This window comes from Bradyrhizobium sp. MI1.7, assembly GCF_055811795.1.
Genome location: NZ_JBVVPO010000001.1, coordinates 42,562 through 60,861 on the forward strand (window position 1 = coordinate 42,562; position 18,300 = coordinate 60,861).

Annotated in this window: 13 protein-coding genes; 4 read left to right on the top strand and 9 right to left on the bottom strand. The window is 64.7% G+C overall.

The features are described from left to right. Nucleotides 1-9: 9 nt before the first annotated feature. Nucleotides 10-1,512, top strand: a complete 1,503-nt coding sequence (ppx, locus tag AC0L3X_RS00195) for an exopolyphosphatase (RefSeq protein WP_041957841.1) — start codon at nucleotides 10-12, stop codon at nucleotides 1,510-1,512. Here ppx and AC0L3X_RS00200 read toward each other — a convergent pair. The 4 genes from AC0L3X_RS00200 to ndk form a co-directional block, all read right to left on the bottom strand. Continuing rightward, entirely contained in the window at nucleotides 1,509-2,657 is a 1,149-nt protein-coding gene (locus AC0L3X_RS00200; protein WP_354076017.1) for a PepSY-associated TM helix domain-containing protein, read from the bottom strand. The genes ppx and AC0L3X_RS00200 overlap by 4 nt on opposite strands. Before the next feature lie 30 nt (nucleotides 2,658-2,687). Further along, the gene (locus AC0L3X_RS00205; RefSeq protein WP_084795378.1) at nucleotides 2,688-4,733 is read right to left on the bottom strand and encodes a TonB-dependent receptor; all 2,046 of its coding nucleotides are present in this window, start codon (nucleotides 4,731-4,733) and stop codon (nucleotides 2,688-2,690) included. Between the two features lie 623 nt (nucleotides 4,734-5,356). Further along, nucleotides 5,357-6,217 (bottom strand): TerC family protein, encoded by an 861-nt coding sequence (locus tag AC0L3X_RS00210; RefSeq protein WP_063983672.1) that lies wholly within the window; start codon nucleotides 6,215-6,217, stop codon nucleotides 5,357-5,359. A 41-nt stretch (nucleotides 6,218-6,258) separates the two neighbouring features. Beyond that, nucleotides 6,259-6,681, bottom strand: a complete 423-nt coding sequence (gene ndk / locus AC0L3X_RS00215) for a nucleoside-diphosphate kinase (RefSeq protein WP_027535388.1) — start codon at nucleotides 6,679-6,681, stop codon at nucleotides 6,259-6,261. Between the two features lie 310 nt (nucleotides 6,682-6,991). On the opposite strand from ndk, the gene AC0L3X_RS00220 reads away from it, so the two are divergent. The 3 genes from AC0L3X_RS00220 to AC0L3X_RS00230 all read left to right on the top strand — a co-directional run bounded on the left by AC0L3X_RS00220 (nucleotide 6,992) and on the right by AC0L3X_RS00230 (nucleotide 9,556). Beyond that, nucleotides 6,992-7,246, top strand: coding sequence for a hypothetical protein (locus tag AC0L3X_RS00220; protein ID WP_038931848.1), 255 nt, complete (start codon nucleotides 6,992-6,994; stop codon nucleotides 7,244-7,246). Nucleotides 7,247-7,462: 216 nt separating this feature from the next. Further along, complete coding sequence (locus AC0L3X_RS00225; RefSeq protein ID WP_166096073.1) at nucleotides 7,463-7,636, top strand: hypothetical protein; 174 nt, start codon at nucleotides 7,463-7,465, stop codon at nucleotides 7,634-7,636. Between the two features lie 57 nt (nucleotides 7,637-7,693). Continuing rightward, the gene (locus AC0L3X_RS00230) at nucleotides 7,694-9,556 is read left to right on the top strand and encodes an ABC-F family ATP-binding cassette domain-containing protein (RefSeq protein ID WP_283018684.1); all 1,863 of its coding nucleotides are present in this window, start codon (nucleotides 7,694-7,696) and stop codon (nucleotides 9,554-9,556) included. Between the two features lie 83 nt (nucleotides 9,557-9,639). Here the strand turns inward: AC0L3X_RS00230 and AC0L3X_RS00235 are convergent, their stop codons facing one another. The 5 genes from AC0L3X_RS00235 to AC0L3X_RS00255 form a co-directional block, all read right to left on the bottom strand. Further along, nucleotides 9,640-10,605 (bottom strand): tripartite tricarboxylate transporter substrate-binding protein, encoded by a 966-nt coding sequence (locus AC0L3X_RS00235; protein WP_063986418.1) that lies wholly within the window; start codon nucleotides 10,603-10,605, stop codon nucleotides 9,640-9,642. Between the two features lie 177 nt (nucleotides 10,606-10,782). Continuing rightward, nucleotides 10,783-12,231 (bottom strand): HlyD family type I secretion periplasmic adaptor subunit, encoded by a 1,449-nt coding sequence (locus AC0L3X_RS00240; RefSeq protein WP_063983675.1) that lies wholly within the window; start codon nucleotides 12,229-12,231, stop codon nucleotides 10,783-10,785. Next, the gene (locus tag AC0L3X_RS00245) at nucleotides 12,218-14,350 is read right to left on the bottom strand and encodes a type I secretion system permease/ATPase (RefSeq protein WP_283018683.1); all 2,133 of its coding nucleotides are present in this window, start codon (nucleotides 14,348-14,350) and stop codon (nucleotides 12,218-12,220) included. The genes AC0L3X_RS00240 and AC0L3X_RS00245 overlap by 14 nt, the downstream gene beginning before the upstream one ends. 27 nt (nucleotides 14,351-14,377) lie before the next feature. Then, nucleotides 14,378-17,227, bottom strand: a complete 2,850-nt coding sequence (locus tag AC0L3X_RS00250; RefSeq protein ID WP_473316061.1) for a beta strand repeat-containing protein — start codon at nucleotides 17,225-17,227, stop codon at nucleotides 14,378-14,380. A gap of 483 nt (nucleotides 17,228-17,710) precedes the next feature. Beyond that, nucleotides 17,711-18,199, bottom strand: a complete 489-nt coding sequence (locus AC0L3X_RS00255; RefSeq protein WP_223153590.1) for a hypothetical protein — start codon at nucleotides 18,197-18,199, stop codon at nucleotides 17,711-17,713. Nucleotides 18,200-18,300 lie beyond the last annotated feature (101 nt).

Below are 18,300 nucleotides of genomic sequence, written 5' to 3' on the forward strand. Positions count from 1 at the left end.
ATCGAGGACGTGAAGCGGCCGCGTAAGCGCGGCTCGAGCGTCGCGGTCATCGATATCGGTTCCAACTCTGTCCGTCTCGTCGTCTACGAGGGACTGACGCGGAGCCTCATTCCGATCTTCAACGAGAAGACGCTGTGCGGCCTCGGGCGCGAGGTGCAGAGCACGGGCCTGCTTGCTCCCGATGCCGTCGACAAGGCGCTGACCTCGCTGAAGCGGTTCCGGGCGCTGTGCCGCGTCATGCAGGTCGGTCGCGTGTTTGCGATTGCGACCGCAGCCTGCCGCGATGCCTCCAACGGCCCCGACTTCATCGCGAAAGCCGAGCGCATCTGCGCCGTGAAGATCGAGATCCTGTCGGGCCCGCGCGAGGCGCGGCTGTCGGCGCTCGGCGTGATCTCCGGCATCCATCATCCCGACGGCATCGTCGGCGATCTCGGCGGCGGCTCGCTCGAGCTGATCGACGTGCGCAAGAACAGCGTGCGCAGCGGCGTGACGCTGCCGCTCGGCGGCCTCGCGCTCCAGGACCTCGCGCACAAATCGCTCAAGCGCGCCGACCGTATCGTGCGCGAGGAGCTCGACGAGGTGCCGCAGCTCACCGCCGGCCGCGGCCGCACCTTCTACGCCGTCGGCGGCACCTGGCGCGCGCTCGCGCGCATCCACATCATCCAGAGCGGCTATCCGCTCCAGGTGATGCACGGCTACTCCATTTCCGCAGCTGAAGCGCTCGACTTTTCGCGTCGTCTCCGCCGGCTTGCGGCCGCCGACATGCTGGCCGACATCGAGATCGTCGCGGATGCCAGGCGCCCGCTCCTTACCTATGCGGCGCTGGTGCTCGAGCACATCATCCGCGTGGCGAAACCCAAGTCCATCGTGTTCTCGACCTTCGGCGTGCGCGAGGGCCTCTTGCACGAGAAGCTGTCGGAATCCGAGCGCAACAAGGACGGGCTGATCTGCGCCGCGGAAGAGCTCAATCAGCTGCTGTCGCGTTCGGCAAAGCACGCCCGCGAGCTGATCGCCTGGACCGACCGCCTCGCGCGCGTGGTGAAGCTGCGCGAGACCGAAGAGGACCGCCGCTTGCGCCACACCGCGTGCCTGCTCTCCGACATCGGCTGGCGCGTGCATCCCGACCATCGCGGCGAGCAGACGCTGAGCTTGGTCGTCAACGGCAATTTCGGCGCAATCACCCACACCGAGCGCGCCTTCGTCGGCCTGTCCGTGTTCTACCGCTATGCGGGCCTGAGCGAGGAGAACCAGCCGCCGGTGACCATGCAGGAGCTGCTGACACCTGCCCAGCTCGAACGCGCCCGTCTGCTGGGCGCGGCGTTCCGCGTCGCCCATCTGATCTCGGCGGCACGTCCGGGTGTGCTGCCGGCCACGCATTTCCGCAGCCAGGGCCGCAATCTGATGCTGGTGTTCGAGCACCGGCTCGTCGACCTCGTCGCCGACCGCGTCGGCAGCCGCTTCCGCGCCCTCGCCCGCCTGATCGGCCGCTCCGGCTCGATCGTGCGGCGCTAGACTCGCCAGCCGGTCCTAATCCTCCCTGGACGCTTCTTGAGCCACATGATCGCGCCGCTGATGAACAGGGCGAGAGGTGCGAAGCCGGTTGCGAACACGAACAGGCGCCCGATCAGCCCGAACGTCGCGCCGTTATGGATCCAGAGCTGTTCGGCCAGATAGCGATCCCCCATCGACATCGCGGCCGAAGTGCGATCGTGCACCACTGCGCCACTCCATGGATCGAGCCAGATCGCCCCCCGGGCACGTACCGCGGGATCAGCACCCGCGGCCCGGAACTGCACCCGCCACGTGTTGCGCGTTTCGGTGGGCGGGCTCAGCATGGCAACCGCCATGCCCGGCTTGGCCGCTTGCGCGCTCCGCATGATCGCATCGGGTGATAGCGGCGGTGTCCCCGTGGGGGGCGGCGCTTCGATCCGCGGCGACGGATCGGCTGTCGGTTGCGACACAAGGCCAACGATGGGACGCACGACGTCGGGAAAAATAATCCCGACGCCGGTCATCGAGATCACCGTGAGCGCGAGCAGCGCCCAAAAGCCGGCCGTGCCGTGGACGTCGAAAACAAATCGAAGCAGCGAAACGTCCTTCCGGACCGACACTGATCGCCAGAATCGACCCGGCCTCGGCCACCACAAGATGACGCCTGACATGGCCAGGCCGAGCAGCATGAACCCGACAACGCCGACCAGCTCTTTGCCCCACCACTCGTAGAGCAGCAGCGTGTAGTGCAGACGATAAACCTTGAGGGAGAACGCGTTGACGTAGTCACGCCGCCCGAGCACCTTCCCGTTCGAAGGATCGACCATGGTCGTCCAGCGATTCGGGTAGCGGCCTTTCGCAGTTTCATGCGCATGTATCACGACCCAGACCGGCCAGGTCCGATCCGGCGCGAGGATCGTGGCAATCGGCGCGGGATCCGCTGCCGCGGCCGCGCGCATCACCTCGCTCAACGTAGCCTCTCGTTCCCGACCTGCGGGAGTGTAAAGCGCCGGGTTCAGGGCGGCGTCGATTTCCCGATAGAAGACGATGAAGCTACCCGTGAGGCCGATCAGCACCACGACGATGCCGCCGAGCAATCCGAGCCATCGATGAGCCCACAGAAGCCCACGCCGTGCGCGTCCGGTGAGGTTCGGGGCCGGCAACATCGCCGTTGCACGCGTCAAAGCCGACCCGCCTCAGAAATCCGTCGACATCGACAATAGCAGGGTTCGCGGTACACCTTGCGACAATGCGGAGAAGCTCGCCACGCCAGCCCAGTAATTGGTATCGAACACGTTCTGAACCAGGGCCCGAAGCGTCACCGGCCGGTTGTTGATCCGCGTGTTGTAGCGGGCACCCAGGTCGAGCCTCGTCCAGGCCGGAACGACCTGCATGTTCGCCGCATCCAGATATTGGTGTCCCGTATAGATGGTGTTTGCGACCAGCGTCAGTCCGGGCGCGAACGGGGTGTCCCATTCAGCGGACAGGTTTGCCTGCACCTGAGGCACACCGATCGGCGTCTTGCCGAGATTGGTTGGCGTGCTTGTCTTTGTCAGCTCCGCATCGATCAACGTCACGCCGCCAAGGACCCGTATGCCCGGCTGCACCTCTCCGAATACGGTGAACTCCAGGCCGCGATTGCGCTGTTCGGCGTCCGCCCGGAAGATCTTGTCGACGCCCAATTGTCCCGACGGCTTGGTGATCTGGAACACGCTGATCGTGGTGGCCAGCATTCCGAAGTCGACCTTGACGCCTGCCTCGTGCTGCTTGCTGAAGTAAGGCGCAAGAACTTCCCCCTGATTGCTCGCGGTCGTCGGTGCGACGTCGCCCTTGCTGAGCCCTTCGATGTAGTTGGTGTAGAGCGAAACGTTGCTCCAGGGCTTGACGACGAGGCCGACCATCGGCGTGAGCGCCGTCTGGTCATAGGAGGACGTGACCGCTCCCGTGTTGGTATTGAAGTTGTTGGACTTCACCCCCTGCTGGCGCACGCCGACGGTCAGCTGAAGGCGCTCCTGAAAAACCGACAAAGTGTCAGCCAGCGCAAGGCCGGTCAATTCGGTATCCGAAAGCTTCGGAACAGTCGCGGGAGCAGCAACGAGCTGCTCAGGACGGGCGATCGGCGCATAGATGTTGGACAGAACCGGCGTCCCGGACACAGAGCCCCGTGAGATCTGATCCGTGTAGTAGCTGCCCTGGAAACTCACGGCGTGACTGATCGCGCCGGTTTCAAACCGGGCGCGCACACCGGCGTCAGCGACATTCCTGTCGATATCGAATTTGAAGCGTCCCGGTGTCGACGTGGTGTTGCCGGCCGCGTTCAGGATCGTCGGCGTGCCGAACAAGCGATCGACCTGGGTCCTGCCGCCACCGCCGTCGGCGAACACCGTCACGGAATCCGTCACATCGTATTCGGCGCGCGCCAGCAGCGAGTTGTCATGAACCTTAGCCCATTCCCAGGCCTGCGTGACATTGCGCCTCCCGACCGGCGCGGTCGGGACAGCTACGCCTGTTGCGACCAGAAACGGTCTCGTGGGCGCGTCGAACTTTTCTTCCTGATCGATGAAGTCGAGCGATGCTCTGAATTTCTCACCGCGATAATCGAATGCGGCGGCGCCGACATGCGCCTCCCGGTTCTGGTTGTCCAGCGGCGTATCACCATTGTGATAGCTGCCATTGACGCGAATTCCGAATTCGCGGTTCTCGCCGAACCGTCGGCTGACGTCGAGATGCGTGCCGAACTGGCTGTTCGTCGCGTAGTCGGTCGTAACCCGTGTGAGATCGACATCAGAGGCACGCTTCGGGACGATATTGATGGTGCCCCCGACGCTGCTGTTCGGGGCCATCCCGTAAAGCAGCGCGGTCGGGCCCTTGATGATCTCGATCCGTTCGACGTAGTCGGTGAAGACACGGTAGTTCGGCGCAACACCGTAGACACCGTTGAAGGCAATTTCTCCGACATTCCCCTCGCCGATCGGAAAGCCGCGGATGAAGAAGGAGTCGAGAATGCCGCCGGTCTGACCGGTGAAACGGACCGAAGGGTCGTTGCTGACGACGTCGGCTATCGTGCTGGCCTGTTGATCTTCGATTTTCTTCGCCGTGTAACTGGTGATGTTGAACGGCGTGTCCATGAAATCCCTGTTGCCCAGCAAGCCGATCTGGCCTCCGCGGGCGACCTGCCCGCCTGAGTAGGAGGGCGGGAGTGCGCCGGGCCTTGCGGCAGCGGGCTTCGCTTCCGCCTGCATCCTGGCCCGCTCATTCGCGGGCGCGCTTTGACGGCCCGCCCTTCGACTTGGGTTCAAACGCGGGCGTGCACGCTGCTTCGGCACGTCGGCAGTGACGGTCACCGCCGGCAAGGCTGTCGCCGTCTCCGGCGCAGCGCTTTGCGCGCTGGTGCGGTGAAGGAAGCCGTCGCCGAACAAGGCGATGGAGACCAGAGAGGCCGCGAAAGCCGTCGGTCTGGAGAACTTCGGATGGGATTTGACGGTAGCGGCAAGAATAGCAACAGGGCGGCAGGTGGCACTCGAAGACATTTCTCAACAGCTTCCGGTTTGACAGGAATAAATACCGGAGCGACGTGCCGCGGCACGAGCCGCCAAGTCAATAAAAACGCCTTTATTTTCAGTAGTTTATAATAAGTCAAAGTCTAAATCGCGCAGAGGTTGAGAGCGCTGTGGGTCACCCACGAAGTGCCGGACCGCACTGTGCGTGACCGCTTGACGCGCGAGTCCGCCATGAGGCGGCAATGCTCGCCGGCGTGCGGAGCTATGATGACCGGTTCAGTGGGGACGGCGACTGCCGGAATGATCGCGCGCAACACCTCTCCCCGCCGGGAAGAGGCAAGCAAAACCAGATCATGCCGCAGAGATTACTCTGCCGAAGCCTTGGCGTGGCGCTCGGAGGATTCCAGCGCGGCCGCGCTCAGGCTGCGCCGGCGCCAGATGCTGCCGACGACCAGCACGACGACGACGCCGAGAGCTGCGCAGAGATATTCGCCGCCTCCGCCGCCATGGGCGAATTGGGGCGGGATGCGAAGTGCGCCGAGCATGCTGTCCAGCGAGGCACCGAGCGGGCCGTCGAACAGCGTGTGCAGCTTCGGCGCGATGCCGGGATCGGTCGCGATCACCTCGCCCGAGATCCAGCCGAGCAGCGCTGCACCCGCCCAGACCAGGACCGGCAGCTTTGCGAGCAGCGCCATGATCAGCGCCGCACCGGCGACGATCAGCGGCACGCTGATGGCGAGACCGAGGATCAGCAGCGGCACGCTGCCATTGGCGGCGGCGGCCACCGCAATGACGTTGTCGAGACTCATGACGATGTCGGCGACGACGACGATCTGCACCGCTTGCCACAGATGCGAGGCGGACTCGACGCCGTCCTCGTCCTCGTTCTCCGGCACCAGGAGCTTCGCCGCGATCACGATCAGCGCGAGACCGCCGACGAGCTTGAGATACGGTAGCTCCATCAGGCTCGCGACGATGCCGGTGAAGATGATCCGCAGCAGCACGGCTGCGCCGGCGCCGAAGATCATGCCCCACAGCCGGTGCCGCGGCTTGAGGCCGCGGCAGGCGAGCGCGATCACCAGCGCGTTGTCGCCGGAGAGCAGGATGTTGATCCAGATGATCTTGGCGACCGCAACCCAGAAGGTCGGTTCGGCCATCTCGTTGCGAAACTGGGTGAAGAATGCCCCGATCGTTGCGGGATCGAAGATCTGCCAGAGCCAGTTCACAATACGTCCTTTCGCCCCGTCGATATTAACCTATCGGCTGATCAGCCGACGATCTCGTTGCCCGAGAAGAACTGCGCGATTTCGATCGCAGCGGTCTCCGGCGCATCCGAGCCGTGAGCGGAATTCTCGCCGATCGACTTTGCGTAGAGCTTGCGGATGGTGCCGTCGGCGGCCTTGGACGGATCGGTCGCACCCATCGCGTCGCGGTACTTGGCAATGGCGCCCTCGGCTTCCAGCACCTGGACCACCACGGGGCCCGAGGTCATGAACTCGACGAGCTCGCCGAAGAACGGGCGCGCCTTGTGCACGGCATAGAAGGTCTCGGCCTGTTCCTTGGTCATGCGGATGCGCTTCTGCGCGACGATGCGCAGGCCCGCCTTCTCGATCACGGCATTGACCGCACCGGTCAGGTTACGCGCGGTCGCATCGGGCTTGATGATCGAGAAAGTGCGTTCGATGGCCATAATCTTGTCCTTGAGAAGAAAGCGGTGGTTCGGAGTTGCCGGGCTTATATCGGCGCCATCGCCGGACGGCAAGCGACCGCAAAAACGGCCTCACAGGCGCTTCGCCGCAGGGCCCGCCCCGGATTCCAGCATGGATTACAACGATTTCATCCAGATGAACCCAATCTGAAACCCCCGTCAGGGTTCGGTTCAGCTTCGCCGGCGTAAGGTCGGGCCTATCGAAACCGAAGGCCCGATCATCAGGCAGACCGTTTCGGCGGCCTTTCCATCGACGCGATAGCCCCGCGCCGGCAGTCTTTAGGAGATCACCATGTTGAGGAAACTTTCGCTTGCCGCTGTCGCCGCGGTTGCGCTGGGTGCCGCGCTGGCGCCAACCTCCGCCTCCGCTCACTGGCATGGCGGCTGGGGCTGGCACGGCGGCGGCGGTGGCTGGCATCACGGCTGGGGTGGACCGCGCTTCTATGCCGGCGGCCCCGTCTCCTACGGTTATGGCGGCTGCTACGCGCGCCGGCTGGTCCCGACCCCCTGGGGACCCCGCTGGCGGCTGATCAACCGCTGCTACTGAGCCCGACAGCACCTTCCTGAGGTACCTAGGCCCCCCAGGTACCTTCCAAGCGAAGCCCCGGCGTTCCCCTGCGCCGGGGCTTTGTATTTCGGCGGATATTGCCCGGCTTCATGCAATTTTTACTAGAGTGCCGGGCAATGTCCGCGAGCGGCGAAACCATTTGGGGGGCCAAGGACTTGGTAACGTGTCATCACCTTGAGAAGACGGAACCCCACAATGGCTGGCCTTTTTGCCAATGACAGCGAACAGATCGACCGGCGCACCAGCCGCTCGATCTGCGATGCGGTGGGCGAACGGCTTCAGCAGAGCCTGCGCCCCGAACCACGGCTCCCGACGCATCTCGAACAGCTCCTCGACGAGTTGAAGCAGCGCGACCGCGATTCGCACTGACGTGAGGCTCACGCAAAAACGGGTTGCGTTCGACGCGCCTTGCGGTGACAAGGCCGCATGCTTGCTATCACCGACCTCTCCATCCGCCTTGCCGGACGCCTTCTGATTGACCAGAGTTCCGTGCAGATCACGCCCGGCGCGCGCGTCGGCATGGTCGGGCGCAACGGCACCGGCAAGTCGACCCTGTTCAAGGTGATCCGCGGCGAGCTGGCGGCCGAGCACGGCACGGTCACCCTGCCGCCACGCTGGCGCGTCGGCAGCCTCGCGCAGGAGGCCCCGAACGGCCCCGAAAGCCTGATCTCCGTCGTGCTCAAGGCCGACCTCGAACGCGACGCGCTGCTTCACGAAGCGGAGAGCGCGACCGCCCCGCACCGGATCGCCGAGATCCAGACCCGCCTCGTCGACATCGACGCCCATTCGGCGCCGAGCCGCGCGGCCGCGATCCTCTCCGGCCTCGGCTTCTCCGCCACCGACCAGCTCCGCCCCTGCGCCGAATTCTCCGGCGGCTGGCGCATGCGCGTCGCGCTCGCCGCCACGCTGTTCGCCGCCCCTGACCTCCTGCTGCTCGACGAGCCCACCAACTATCTCGACCTCGAAGGCACGCTGTGGCTCGAGGATCACCTTGCGCATTATCCGCGCACGGTGATCGTGATCAGCCATGACCGCGACCTGCTGGAAAGCTCGGTCGACCAGATCCTGCATCTGGAGCGCGGCAAGCTCACGCTCTACAAAGGCACCTATTCCTCCTTCGAGGAGCAACGGGCCATGCGCGAGCTGCTCGATGCCAAGGCGGTGAAGCGCCAGGAGGCCGAGCGCGCGCGGCTGCAGGCCTTCGTCGACCGCTTCAAGGCCAAGGCCTCGAAAGCGCGCCAGGCGCAATCTCGCGTAAAAATGCTGGAGCGGCTGAAGCCGATCACGGCGCTGGTCACCCAGGACGTGCGCGAAATCAGCTTTCCCGCGCCGGAGAAAATCCTGTCGCCGCCGATCATCGCCGCCGACAACGTCGTGGTCGGCTACGATCCGAACACGCCCGTGCTTAACCGCGTCACCTTGCGCGTCGACAATGACGACCGCATCGCGCTCCTTGGTTCCAACGGCAACGGCAAGTCGACGCTGGTGAAACTGCTCGCGGGCCGCCTCGCACCGTTCTCGGGCAAGGTGACGCGTGCCGACAAGCTCTCGATTGCCTATTTCGCCCAGCACCAGCTCGACGAATTGAACGAGGATGCCTCGACCTACGACCACGTCCGCAAGCTTATGGGTGAAGCGCCCGAGGCCAAGGTGCGCGCACGCGCCGGCGCCATCGGATTCTCCGGCAAGGCGGCCGATACCAAGGTCGGGAAATTGTCTGGCGGCGAGAAGGCGCGCTTGCTGCTGGGGCTGGCGACCTTCTTCGGCCCCAACATGATCATTCTGGACGAGCCGACCAACCATCTCGACATCGACAGCCGCGCTGCGCTTGCGGAGGCGATCAACGAATTCCCCGGCGCCGTCATCATGGTTTCGCACGACCGCTATCTGATTGAGTCCTGCGCCGACCAACTCTGGATCGTCGCCGACCGGACCGTGACCAATTACGACGGCGACCTCGACGAGTATCGCCGCCTGGTGCTGTCGGCGCGCAATGGCGAGCCCGTCCCGCGCGAGCGTAGCGCCGCGAGCGAGAAGCCGCAGCGCCCGAGATCGGACAATCGTGGCTCGCTGAAGAAGCGCATCGCGGAAGCCGAGAGCGAGATCGCCCGCGTCAGCGAGATCATCACCAAGATCGACACCGCGCTCGCCCTGCCCGACATCTTCACCCGGGATCCCAAGCAGGCCGCGCAACTGTCGAAGGCGCGCGCCAACGCCGCCGACGCGCTGGCGCGCGCGGAGGAACTGTGGCTGGAGGCGAGCACGCAGTTCGACGAGGCGGCGGGCTAGACTCAAAATCTGAAAAACAACCCCATGCACAGTACGGGTAATAAATTACCTGCATGCAAGCCGCTGAGCAGTTGGCCCTTTACTCAATCGGCATACTGCCCCGCTGCCTTGATGATCGGCGCCCAGCGGTCGACTTCGCTGGTCAGCATCGCCCCGAGCGCCTCCGGCGTCGCCTTGTCCTGAGGGACCGGCTCGGTGTTGATGTCGTTGAACCGGGCGATCAACGCGGGATCCCTGAGCGCGGCCTGGAGCACCGCCGTCAGCTTCTGAACGACCGCGGGCGGCGTGCCCTTAGGGGCATAGAGGCCATGCCAGACGCCGAGCTCGAACCCCTTGAGGCCGGCCTCGTCGGCGGTCGGCAGATCGGGCAGGCTCTTCAGCCGCTCTTTTGTGGTGACAGCGTAGGCCTTGACCTGCTTGGCCGTGATCGGCCCGGTCGTGTTCGTCGCCTGGTCGCAGGTGAGATCGATCTGCTTGCCGAGCAGATCGTTCATGATCGGCCCATTGCCCTTGTAGGGCACCGTGGTGAGCTGCTTCTGGATCGCCGTCATGAACAGCATGCCGCACAGATGCGATGCCGCACCTAACCCGGCATTGGCGTAAGTCAGCTTGTCGCCCTGCTGCTGGGCGTAGACGACCAGTTCCTTGAGCGTGTCGGCCGGGAAGTCCGGACGCGCGATGATGGTCATCGGCGCATTGGTCACGAGCCCGATCGGCGCAAAGGCCGTCTTCGTGTCGTAGCTCAGGTTGCGATACAGCGTGGCCGCGGTCGAAATGCCGACATGATGGACCAGCAGCGTGTAGCCGTCCGGCTGGGCGCGCGCGGCGCGCGTCGTGCCGATCGTGCCGCCGGCGCCCGTCGCGTTCTCGACGATGATCTGCTGCCCGAGGGATTTCGCCATGCTTGCTGCGGTCAGACGCGCGATGGTGTCCGTCGGTCCACCCGCGGCGTACGGCACCAGCACGGTGATGGGCCTGGACGGATAGTCCTGGGCGACCGCCGCGCCGAGCGACAGAAGCAGAGCCGACACGATCGTGATGAAACGCATGTTCCCTCCAAGATTCTTTATCGCGCCATAAAAGCGCATCCCCGGCCGCACGGCCATCAGGAAAGCGACCTCTGCAAAAGTGTCGCAATCACGATGATCCGCGCCGAGAATGGCGACGTCGCCGGCGAGACGAATGGTGGGCAGGCGTGATACAGCTCCGCTGGAGCAAAATGGGATCTACCGCTCCCGCATGATCTCCTGTCGGTAGCGCTGAAGCGGAGACAACAGGTAGCTCAAAATGGTGCGCGAGCCGGTCCTGATCTCCACCGTCACGGCCATTCCCGGTGACAGGCTGACGAGGCGATCGTCCACCTGCATTTGCGTACGATCGAGCGAGATGCGTGCGCTGTAGCTCAGCTCCTGCCCGTTAGGCTCGCTGCTGTCGCGCGGCGTCCCGAGCGCGCGGTCGCTTCCCGGCGGACGGTCGCGGATGATGGCGTCCTGCGAGACGCTCAGCACCCGTCCCTCCAGCAGGCCGTAGCGGGTGAAGTTGAAGGTGTCGATCTTGACGGCGGCATCCTGCCCGGCCTCGACGAAGCCGATGTCGCGGTTGGAGATCATCGCCTCGACCTCGAGCCGCGTATCCGATGGCACGATCACCAGCAGCGATTGCGCGGGCGTGACCACGCCGCCCACGGTGTGGACCGCAAGCTGCTGCACGACGCCGTCGACCGGCGAGGTCAGCTGCTGCAGCCGGGTCCGCTGCTGCGCCTTGATCAGATCGCGCGCGACGCCATTGGCTTTCTGCTCGCTCTTGGCGAGTTCGTCGGACAGGCTCTTGCGATACTCAGCCACGGCCTGGGTGCGGGTCTCCCGGATCGCGGCGACGGCCGCCTCGGCTTCCTTCAGATGGCTGCTCTGGACGCGAAGCTCCTCCTGCTGCTCGATCAGAAGCTGAAGGGTCTCGTAATAGGTCAGCTTCGAGCCGATTTCCTTCTCCATCAGAATCTTGCGGATATCGACGCGCTGCTGGGTGACGGGGAGCAACGCATCCAGCTTGTGGATCGTCGCCGCAATGGTCTGATGCTCGGCCTCCTTCTGCGCCTGCTGGCGCGCAAGCGACGCCAATTTGGCGCGATGCTCGCTGACCTGATTGGCAAGAAGCTGCCGCTGTGTCGCGACCAGCGAGGGATCGGCATCCGCAGGCGGGACGAGATCGGTGGAGGCATCTTCGCCGCTTGCCAATGCGGCGCGGAGACGCGCCATATTGAGCCGTTCGGCCATGAGATCGTCATGCAGGTGATCGCGCTCCGCGGCATTCACGGTCGGATCGAGCTCGATCAGCACGTCGCCCGATTTGACCGCCTGCCCGTCCTGTACGTGGATGGCGCGCACCACCCCGGTCTCGAACGGCTGGACCACCTTGCTTCGCCCGCTCGACACCACCTTCCCGGTTGCGGACGCCACGATGTCGATCGTGCCCCATGCCGACCACGCGAGTGCCGCGCAGACAAGGAGCATCAGGGCGATCGCGATGGCCCGGCCGATCGGTGACGGTGGTGCCTCGGCAATCTCCAGCGCCGCGGGCAGGAAGGCGATCTCTTCAGTGCGCCGCCCCTTCGCTTTCCGGAAGGGAACGACGGTCTGCTCCGGCCGCGGGGCCGGCGCCGCGCTAGCCAACCTCATAGATCCCTCCCTGGAGACGATGCAGGGCCGCGTATCGGCCGCCGGTCTTGATCAACGCGTCATGCGTGCCGTCCTCGACCAGACGGCCGCGCTCGAGCGTGAAGATGCGATCGGCGCCGCGGACGGTGGACAGCCGATGCGCGATGATCAGAACGGTGCGGCCCCTGGCGATCTCCTTCATGTTCTCATGGATGATCCGCTCGCTTTCATAGTCGAGCGCGCTGGTCGCTTCATCGAAGATCAGGATGCGGGGATTGGTCACCAATGCGCGGGCGATCGCGATGCGCTGGCGCTGCCCGCCCGAGAGCGTCGAGCCGCGCTCGCCGACGACAGTGTCGTAGCCTTCGGGAAGCTCCAGAATAAACTCATGCGCGCCAGCAAGTTTTGCTGCGTCCATGACGCGGTCCATTGGCAGGGTCGGATCGGCCAGCGCGATGTTGTCGCGCACCGAGCGGTTGAACAGCATGTTGTCCTGGAGCACCACGCCGATCTGGCGGCGGAGCCAGGCCGGATCGGTCATCACCAGATCCATTCCGTCGATCAGCACGCGGCCGCCTTGCGGAACGTAGAGCCGCTGCACCAGCTTGGCGAACGTGCTCTTGCCCGAGCCCGACGATCCGACGATGCCGACGGTTTGCCCGGCCGGAACATCGAACGAGACGTCATGCAGGATTTCCGGCCCATCGAGCCGGTAGCGGAACGACACGTGCTCGAACCGGATATTGCCCCGGATCGGCGGCAGCCCCGCACGCGCCGCCGAATAAGCCGGCTCTGCCGCGCTGTTGAGGATGTCGCCAAGCCGCGCGATCGAGAGCCGCGCCTGATGAAAATCCTGCCAGACCTGTGCCAGCCGCAGCACGGGCGCCGAAACGCGCCCCGCAAAAATGTTGAAGGCTACGAGCTCGCCGACGGTCAATGCATCGCCGATCACGAGGCGCGCGCCGACATAGAGAATGGCGGCGGTCACGACCTTGCTGACGAACTGGACGAGTTGGCTTGCGGTGTTGCCGAGGCTGGTGACGCCGAAGCTCGCCGAGACATAGCCGGCGAGCTGTTCTTCCCACCGGCGCTGCATCTGCGGCTCGACCGCCATCGCCTTCAGCGTCTCGATGCCGCTGACACTCTCGACCAGAAAAGCCTGGTTCTCGGCGCCGCGGCGGAATTTCTCGTCCAGCCTGCGCCGAAACAGCGGCGTCGCCACCGCCGAGATCGCGATGTAGAACGGGAACGATGCCAGCACAATGCAGCTCATCAGGGGCGAATAGGCGAACATCACCGCCAGGAATACCGAGGTGAAGAACAGGTCGATGAGCAGCGTCAGCGACGATGAGGTGATGAAGTTGCGGATGTTCTCGAGCTCGCGAACCCGCGCCACGGAATCGCCGACGCGCCGCGCCTGAAACCAGGCCATCGGCAATGCCAGAAGGTGGTGGAACAGCCGCGCCCCCAGCTCCACGTCGATGCGGTTGGTCGTATGCGCAAACAGATAATTGCGCAGGATACCCAGCACGGTGTCGAACAGCGAGACGACGACGAGACCGATGACGAGCACGTCGAGCGTGGACAGCGAGCGATGCACCAGCACCTTGTCGATCACGACCTGGAAGAACAGCGGTGAGACCAGCGCGAAGAGCTGGAGGAAGAACGAGGCGGCCAGCACCTCGCCGAACAGCCGCCGGTACTTGCCGATCGCGCCGATGAACCAGGTGATGTCGAAATGGCGCCCGAGGTCGGAGAGCCCGGCGCGCCGGGCCATCAGAATCAGTCCACCGTCCCAGATCGCGCACAGCTCGTCGCGCTCCATCAGCACCGGGCGCTGTGCCTCCGGCGATTGCACCAGCACCTTGTCGGCGGAGGCTTTCGCGATGACCATGAAGCTGCCGTCGCGCAGCATCGCGATCGCCGGCAGCGGGCTGCCCGACAGACGACTCCACTGCGTTCGATAGGTTCGTGCCTTGAGGCCGAGAGATTTGGCGCAGCGGATGATCTCCGCTGCGCCAAAGACAACCGTTCCGGTCCGGTGCCTGAGCTGGTCGCGGTCGGCCGCAACGCCCTGCAAATGCAGCAGGGTGAGCAGCGCGTCCAACCCCGTATCGGTCGAGACCGCGTTCGTGGTCATGGGCGTTCTCCGGGCCGGAGTTAAGCGTCAGGCGTGCTGCGGCGGTGCGAGGGTCTGGCTCTGTGCCGCGTGCGGATCGGGCAATGGCATCTCGCCGTGACCGTCACCCGCCGGAACGAGGTTTGCCGCCATGGCCTGGTTGAGCAGCATCGCGGCCGCCATCGGCCCGCCCCCGTTGATGACGACGTTGTTGCCGGGGCCACCGTCGAGGACGTCCTGTCCGCCGCCACCGATCAGCACGTCGTCACCCGCCCCGCCCGCGAGCGTGTCGTTGCCGGGGCTGCCGATGAGGACGTCATCGCCATTGCCGCCATTGGCGACGAGCTGGATGCCGCCGTGCAGACCGGAGGCCGTGATGACGTCGTCGCCATCGAGCCCGTTGATCACGATCCTGTCGCCTGTGCCGGCATCGGTGATGTTGATGTCCTGGCCAAGCCCCGACACCGTGATGATGCCGTCGTGCTCGGTCACCGTGATGACGTCGCTGCCGCTGGTTCCGTTGATCGTCACCGTATCCGCGGCGCCGTCATTGGCGCCGAGGTCGAGGTTGACCTGATTCACGCCGGTCCCGGAGAGGTCGCCGATCGTGATGTTGTCGGCACCACCGAGGGCGTTGAAGTTGATATGCTCGACGCCATTCAGGTCCATCGCGATGGCAGCAACATCGCGGGTGAACAGCACCCGGCCGCCATTGGCCGAGATGTTGATGTTCTCGTTGATGTTGGCGCCGTTGAACAGCAGCGTATCGGTGCCCTTGCCGCCTTCGACAATGTCGCTGCCGTCGCCGGGATTCCAGACGAAGGTATCATCGCCGGCACCGAGATTGGCAACGTCGTTGCCACGGCCGCCGTTGACGATGTCATTGCCGGCACTGCCGGTGATGGTGTCGTTGCCGTCACCGCCGTTGATGTTGAGGCTGAACGGCTGCCCCGCCTTGATGGACGAGGCATTGATGACGTCGTTACCGCCTCCGCCGTTGACGGTCAGGACGTCACCGGCATCGGCGTGAGCGATGGTCACCTGCGCCGCAAGGCCGTTGACAACGATCGATCCGCCAGCGGTCGTGACCGAGATGTTGTCATCGCCTGCGGTGCCGTTCACGGTCACACGATCTGCCGCACCGTCACCACTCTGGCTGCCGGGGCCGGCACTGAGGTCGATCGCCACCTGCGTGACGCCGGTGCCGGAGAGATCGTTGACGGTGATGTTGTCGGCGCCGCCGGCGGCAGCGATCTGCACATGCTCGACGCCGTTGAGATCCATCGTGATGGCGCCGACGTCGCGGGTGAGAAGCGCGCGGCCGCCATTCGCCGAGATCGACATGTTCTCGGCGACGTTGGAGCCGTTGAACACCAGCGTATCCGTTCCCGCGCCACCTTCGACGGTGTCGCTACCATCACCGGGATTCCACGTGAAGAGGTCGTCGCCTGCGCCGAGAAGAGCGACGTCGTTGCCGCGGCCACCGGTGACCTTATCGTTTCCGTCGCCACCGATCAGGGTGTCGGCGCCCTGACTGCCGGTGATGGTATCGTTGCCCGCGCCGCCGTCGATGGTCAGCCCAATCGCCGCAGCAAGTAGCGATGCATCGATGACGTCGTTGCCGCCGAGCGCCTGGATCACCAGCCGGTCGTTGGCAGCTTCCGCACTCGCGATCGTCACGACTTCGGGCAGGCCCGTCACCGTCACGGTCGTCCCGTTGGACGTGACCTCGATGTGCTGGCCGCCGTTGGTGCCGGTGACGGTCACCGTGTCGGCCGCGCCGTCGCCTTGCGTGCCGCCGGGAACGGCTCCGAGATCGACCAGCACCTGCTTGACGCCGGTCCCGGAGAGATCGCCGACGGTGATGTTGTCGGCGCCGCCACGTGCATCGAATTCGATCTGCTCGATGCTGTTGAGGTCCATCGTGATGTTGGCGACGTCGCGGGTGAAGCGCACCCGGCCGCCATTGGCCGAGATGTTGATGGTCTCGTTGATGTTGGCTCCGTTGAACAGCAGCTTGTCGTTGCCCGATCCGCCTTCGACCGCGTCGCTGCCGTCGCCGGGATTCCAGATGAAGGTGTCGTCGCCCGTTCCTAGTTGTGCGACGTCGTTGCCGCGTCCGCCATTGATGATGTCGTCGCCGCTGCCGCCGATCAGGAGGTCGTTGCCGTCGCCGCCGGTGATCCTGTCGTTGCCGGCGCCGCCGTCGAGCGTCAGCGAGATCAGGCTGGCGAGTCCATTGCTTGCGGTGATGACGTCGTCGCCGCCGCCGGCGTGCAGCACAAGATTCTCCGTCGTGCCGATGTCGAGCGAAAATGGCGCCGCGCCCGTCCCGTCGAATCGCACGCGCGTGCCATTCGCCGTGATCGTGAACGTCTCCGGGTCATTGCTTCCGTTGATCTGCGCGGTGTCGTTGCCGTCACCGCCCTCGAACAGGTTGGTGCCGCCCCCCGGATTCCAGATCATGAGGTCGTTGCCCGCTTCGCCGAACAACTGGTTGTCGCCGCTGCCGCCGTCCAGCGTGTCGTTGCCCGCGCCGCCGAACAGCAGATCGTTGCCGCCGCCGCCCTTGATCGTATCGTCGCCGGCCTGCCCAAACAGCAAATCGGCACCCGAGCCGCCCGTGATCCTGTCATTGCCGTCGCCGCCGAAAATGTGCACCGCGGGCATCGGGCCGTTGGATTCGTTAACGGTGATCGTGTCGTCGCCGCCCTGACCGAAGATGTCGATCTCATTGGTGTTGGCCACAGTGGGATCGCCACCGATCGTCTTCACCTGCCCGTTATTGATGAGAATGCGGCCCGACTTGTCGCGGCTGATCACGACGCCGTTATTGGCGCTGTCGCCGAAAATGGTGAGCTGGCCCGTAACCGGGGAGAAAACAGAGGTAGTAGACATTCAAATATTCCTTCGATCGATCTAGCCCCTCCCCTCGATGCGTAGCAGTGGTGCGGATGTCTTACTTGAAGCACTGCTTTAGACGCGCGTGATTATTCTGGAGATTTCCTCCAGTTTTCCTCCGGGCTGGTTTCGACAGCGGATGCAAACGCTCTCACATCACGAATTGCCGATCACGTATAACGGCAGCGTGACTTTCGAAGACGCGCGCGAATCTCACCAACGCATTGATGCGCGCGCAGAAGCCACAGCTCGAAGCGACGACGCATTCGTTTTGATGAGATGGCGAATTCGATCGGTGCTCTCGTGCGCCGGACACAGCGCAGCACGATAGTGGTGCGCTGCTGAGCCGGGGCTCATGATCGAGAGAGACTGGATCGAGAGAGACCAGGTCCCGACTCTGCGCAGCAGCGCATAGCGCGTCGAAGACGCGCGTGGACGCGCTGATGGCGCTGCAGCGCGTCCGGGACGCGAGAGTTCGGCTTACGCCGACTTCTTCTTCGGCTTCTGCTTGGTCGCCTTCGGCATGACAGGCGCTTCCGGCGTGCCCTCGATCGAGGACAGACGGCCGGACGTGAAGGTGTAGATGCCTGCGCGCGGACCGGTGCTCCAGGTGACCACGGCAACGCGCCGACCGGCGGCGTCACTGGAGAGATTGACGGTCGAGGGCGCCCCGATGCCGCGCACCACATCGCATTCGGTGTGACCGAGCGCGACCGTGCCGCCCATGGGCGCCGGCGCCGTCGTCGAAGCATTGGCGTCAGCCGGCCCAGGGGGCGGCGTCATGCCGGGACAGGCGCCGTCGGCGCTGACCAGATCCTCGGCCGTCACGGGCTTGTCGGGGGTCAACGGTGGCGATTCGATTGAGATGCTCTTGATGAACAGGCGGCTCGGCGTGTTGAACCACTGGGCATCCTTGGACAACAGGTCGGTCCCCGAGCAGCCCGCGAGCAGCGGTGCTACGGCAGCCAACGCAACTATGAGCGAGCTGGGAAGCTTTTGATGTCGCACGATAAACTAAATTCCCCGCATGAAGGACCGGCCCTAAGCGATTGTCCCAACATCACTTTGCG

Excerpts from the sequence above, each read along its gene's own strand:
- AC0L3X_RS00220 (WP_038931848.1), top strand. The coding sequence starts at position 6,992 with ATGTTGAGGAAACTTTCGCTTGCCGCTGTCGCCGCGGTTGCGCTGGGT.
- AC0L3X_RS00245 (WP_283018683.1), bottom strand. The coding sequence starts at position 14,350 with ATGACCACGAACGCGGTCTCGACCGATACGGGGTTGGACGCGCTGCTC.
- AC0L3X_RS00205 (WP_084795378.1), bottom strand. The coding sequence starts at position 4,733 with ATGCAGGCGGAAGCGAAGCCCGCTGCCGCAAGGCCCGGCGCACTCCCG.
- ndk (WP_027535388.1), bottom strand. The coding sequence starts at position 6,681 with ATGGCCATCGAACGCACTTTCTCGATCATCAAGCCCGATGCGACCGCG.
- AC0L3X_RS00250 (WP_473316061.1), bottom strand. The coding sequence starts at position 17,227 with ATGTCTACTACCTCTGTTTTCTCCCCGGTTACGGGCCAGCTCACCATT.
- AC0L3X_RS00235 (WP_063986418.1), bottom strand. The coding sequence starts at position 10,605 with ATGCGTTTCATCACGATCGTGTCGGCTCTGCTTCTGTCGCTCGGCGCG.
- AC0L3X_RS00240 (WP_063983675.1), bottom strand. The coding sequence starts at position 12,231 with ATGAGGTTGGCTAGCGCGGCGCCGGCCCCGCGGCCGGAGCAGACCGTC.
- AC0L3X_RS00230 (WP_283018684.1), top strand. The coding sequence starts at position 7,694 with ATGCTTGCTATCACCGACCTCTCCATCCGCCTTGCCGGACGCCTTCTG.
- AC0L3X_RS00200 (WP_354076017.1), bottom strand. The coding sequence starts at position 2,657 with ATGTTGCCGGCCCCGAACCTCACCGGACGCGCACGGCGTGGGCTTCTG.
- AC0L3X_RS00225 (WP_166096073.1), top strand. The coding sequence starts at position 7,463 with ATGGCTGGCCTTTTTGCCAATGACAGCGAACAGATCGACCGGCGCACC.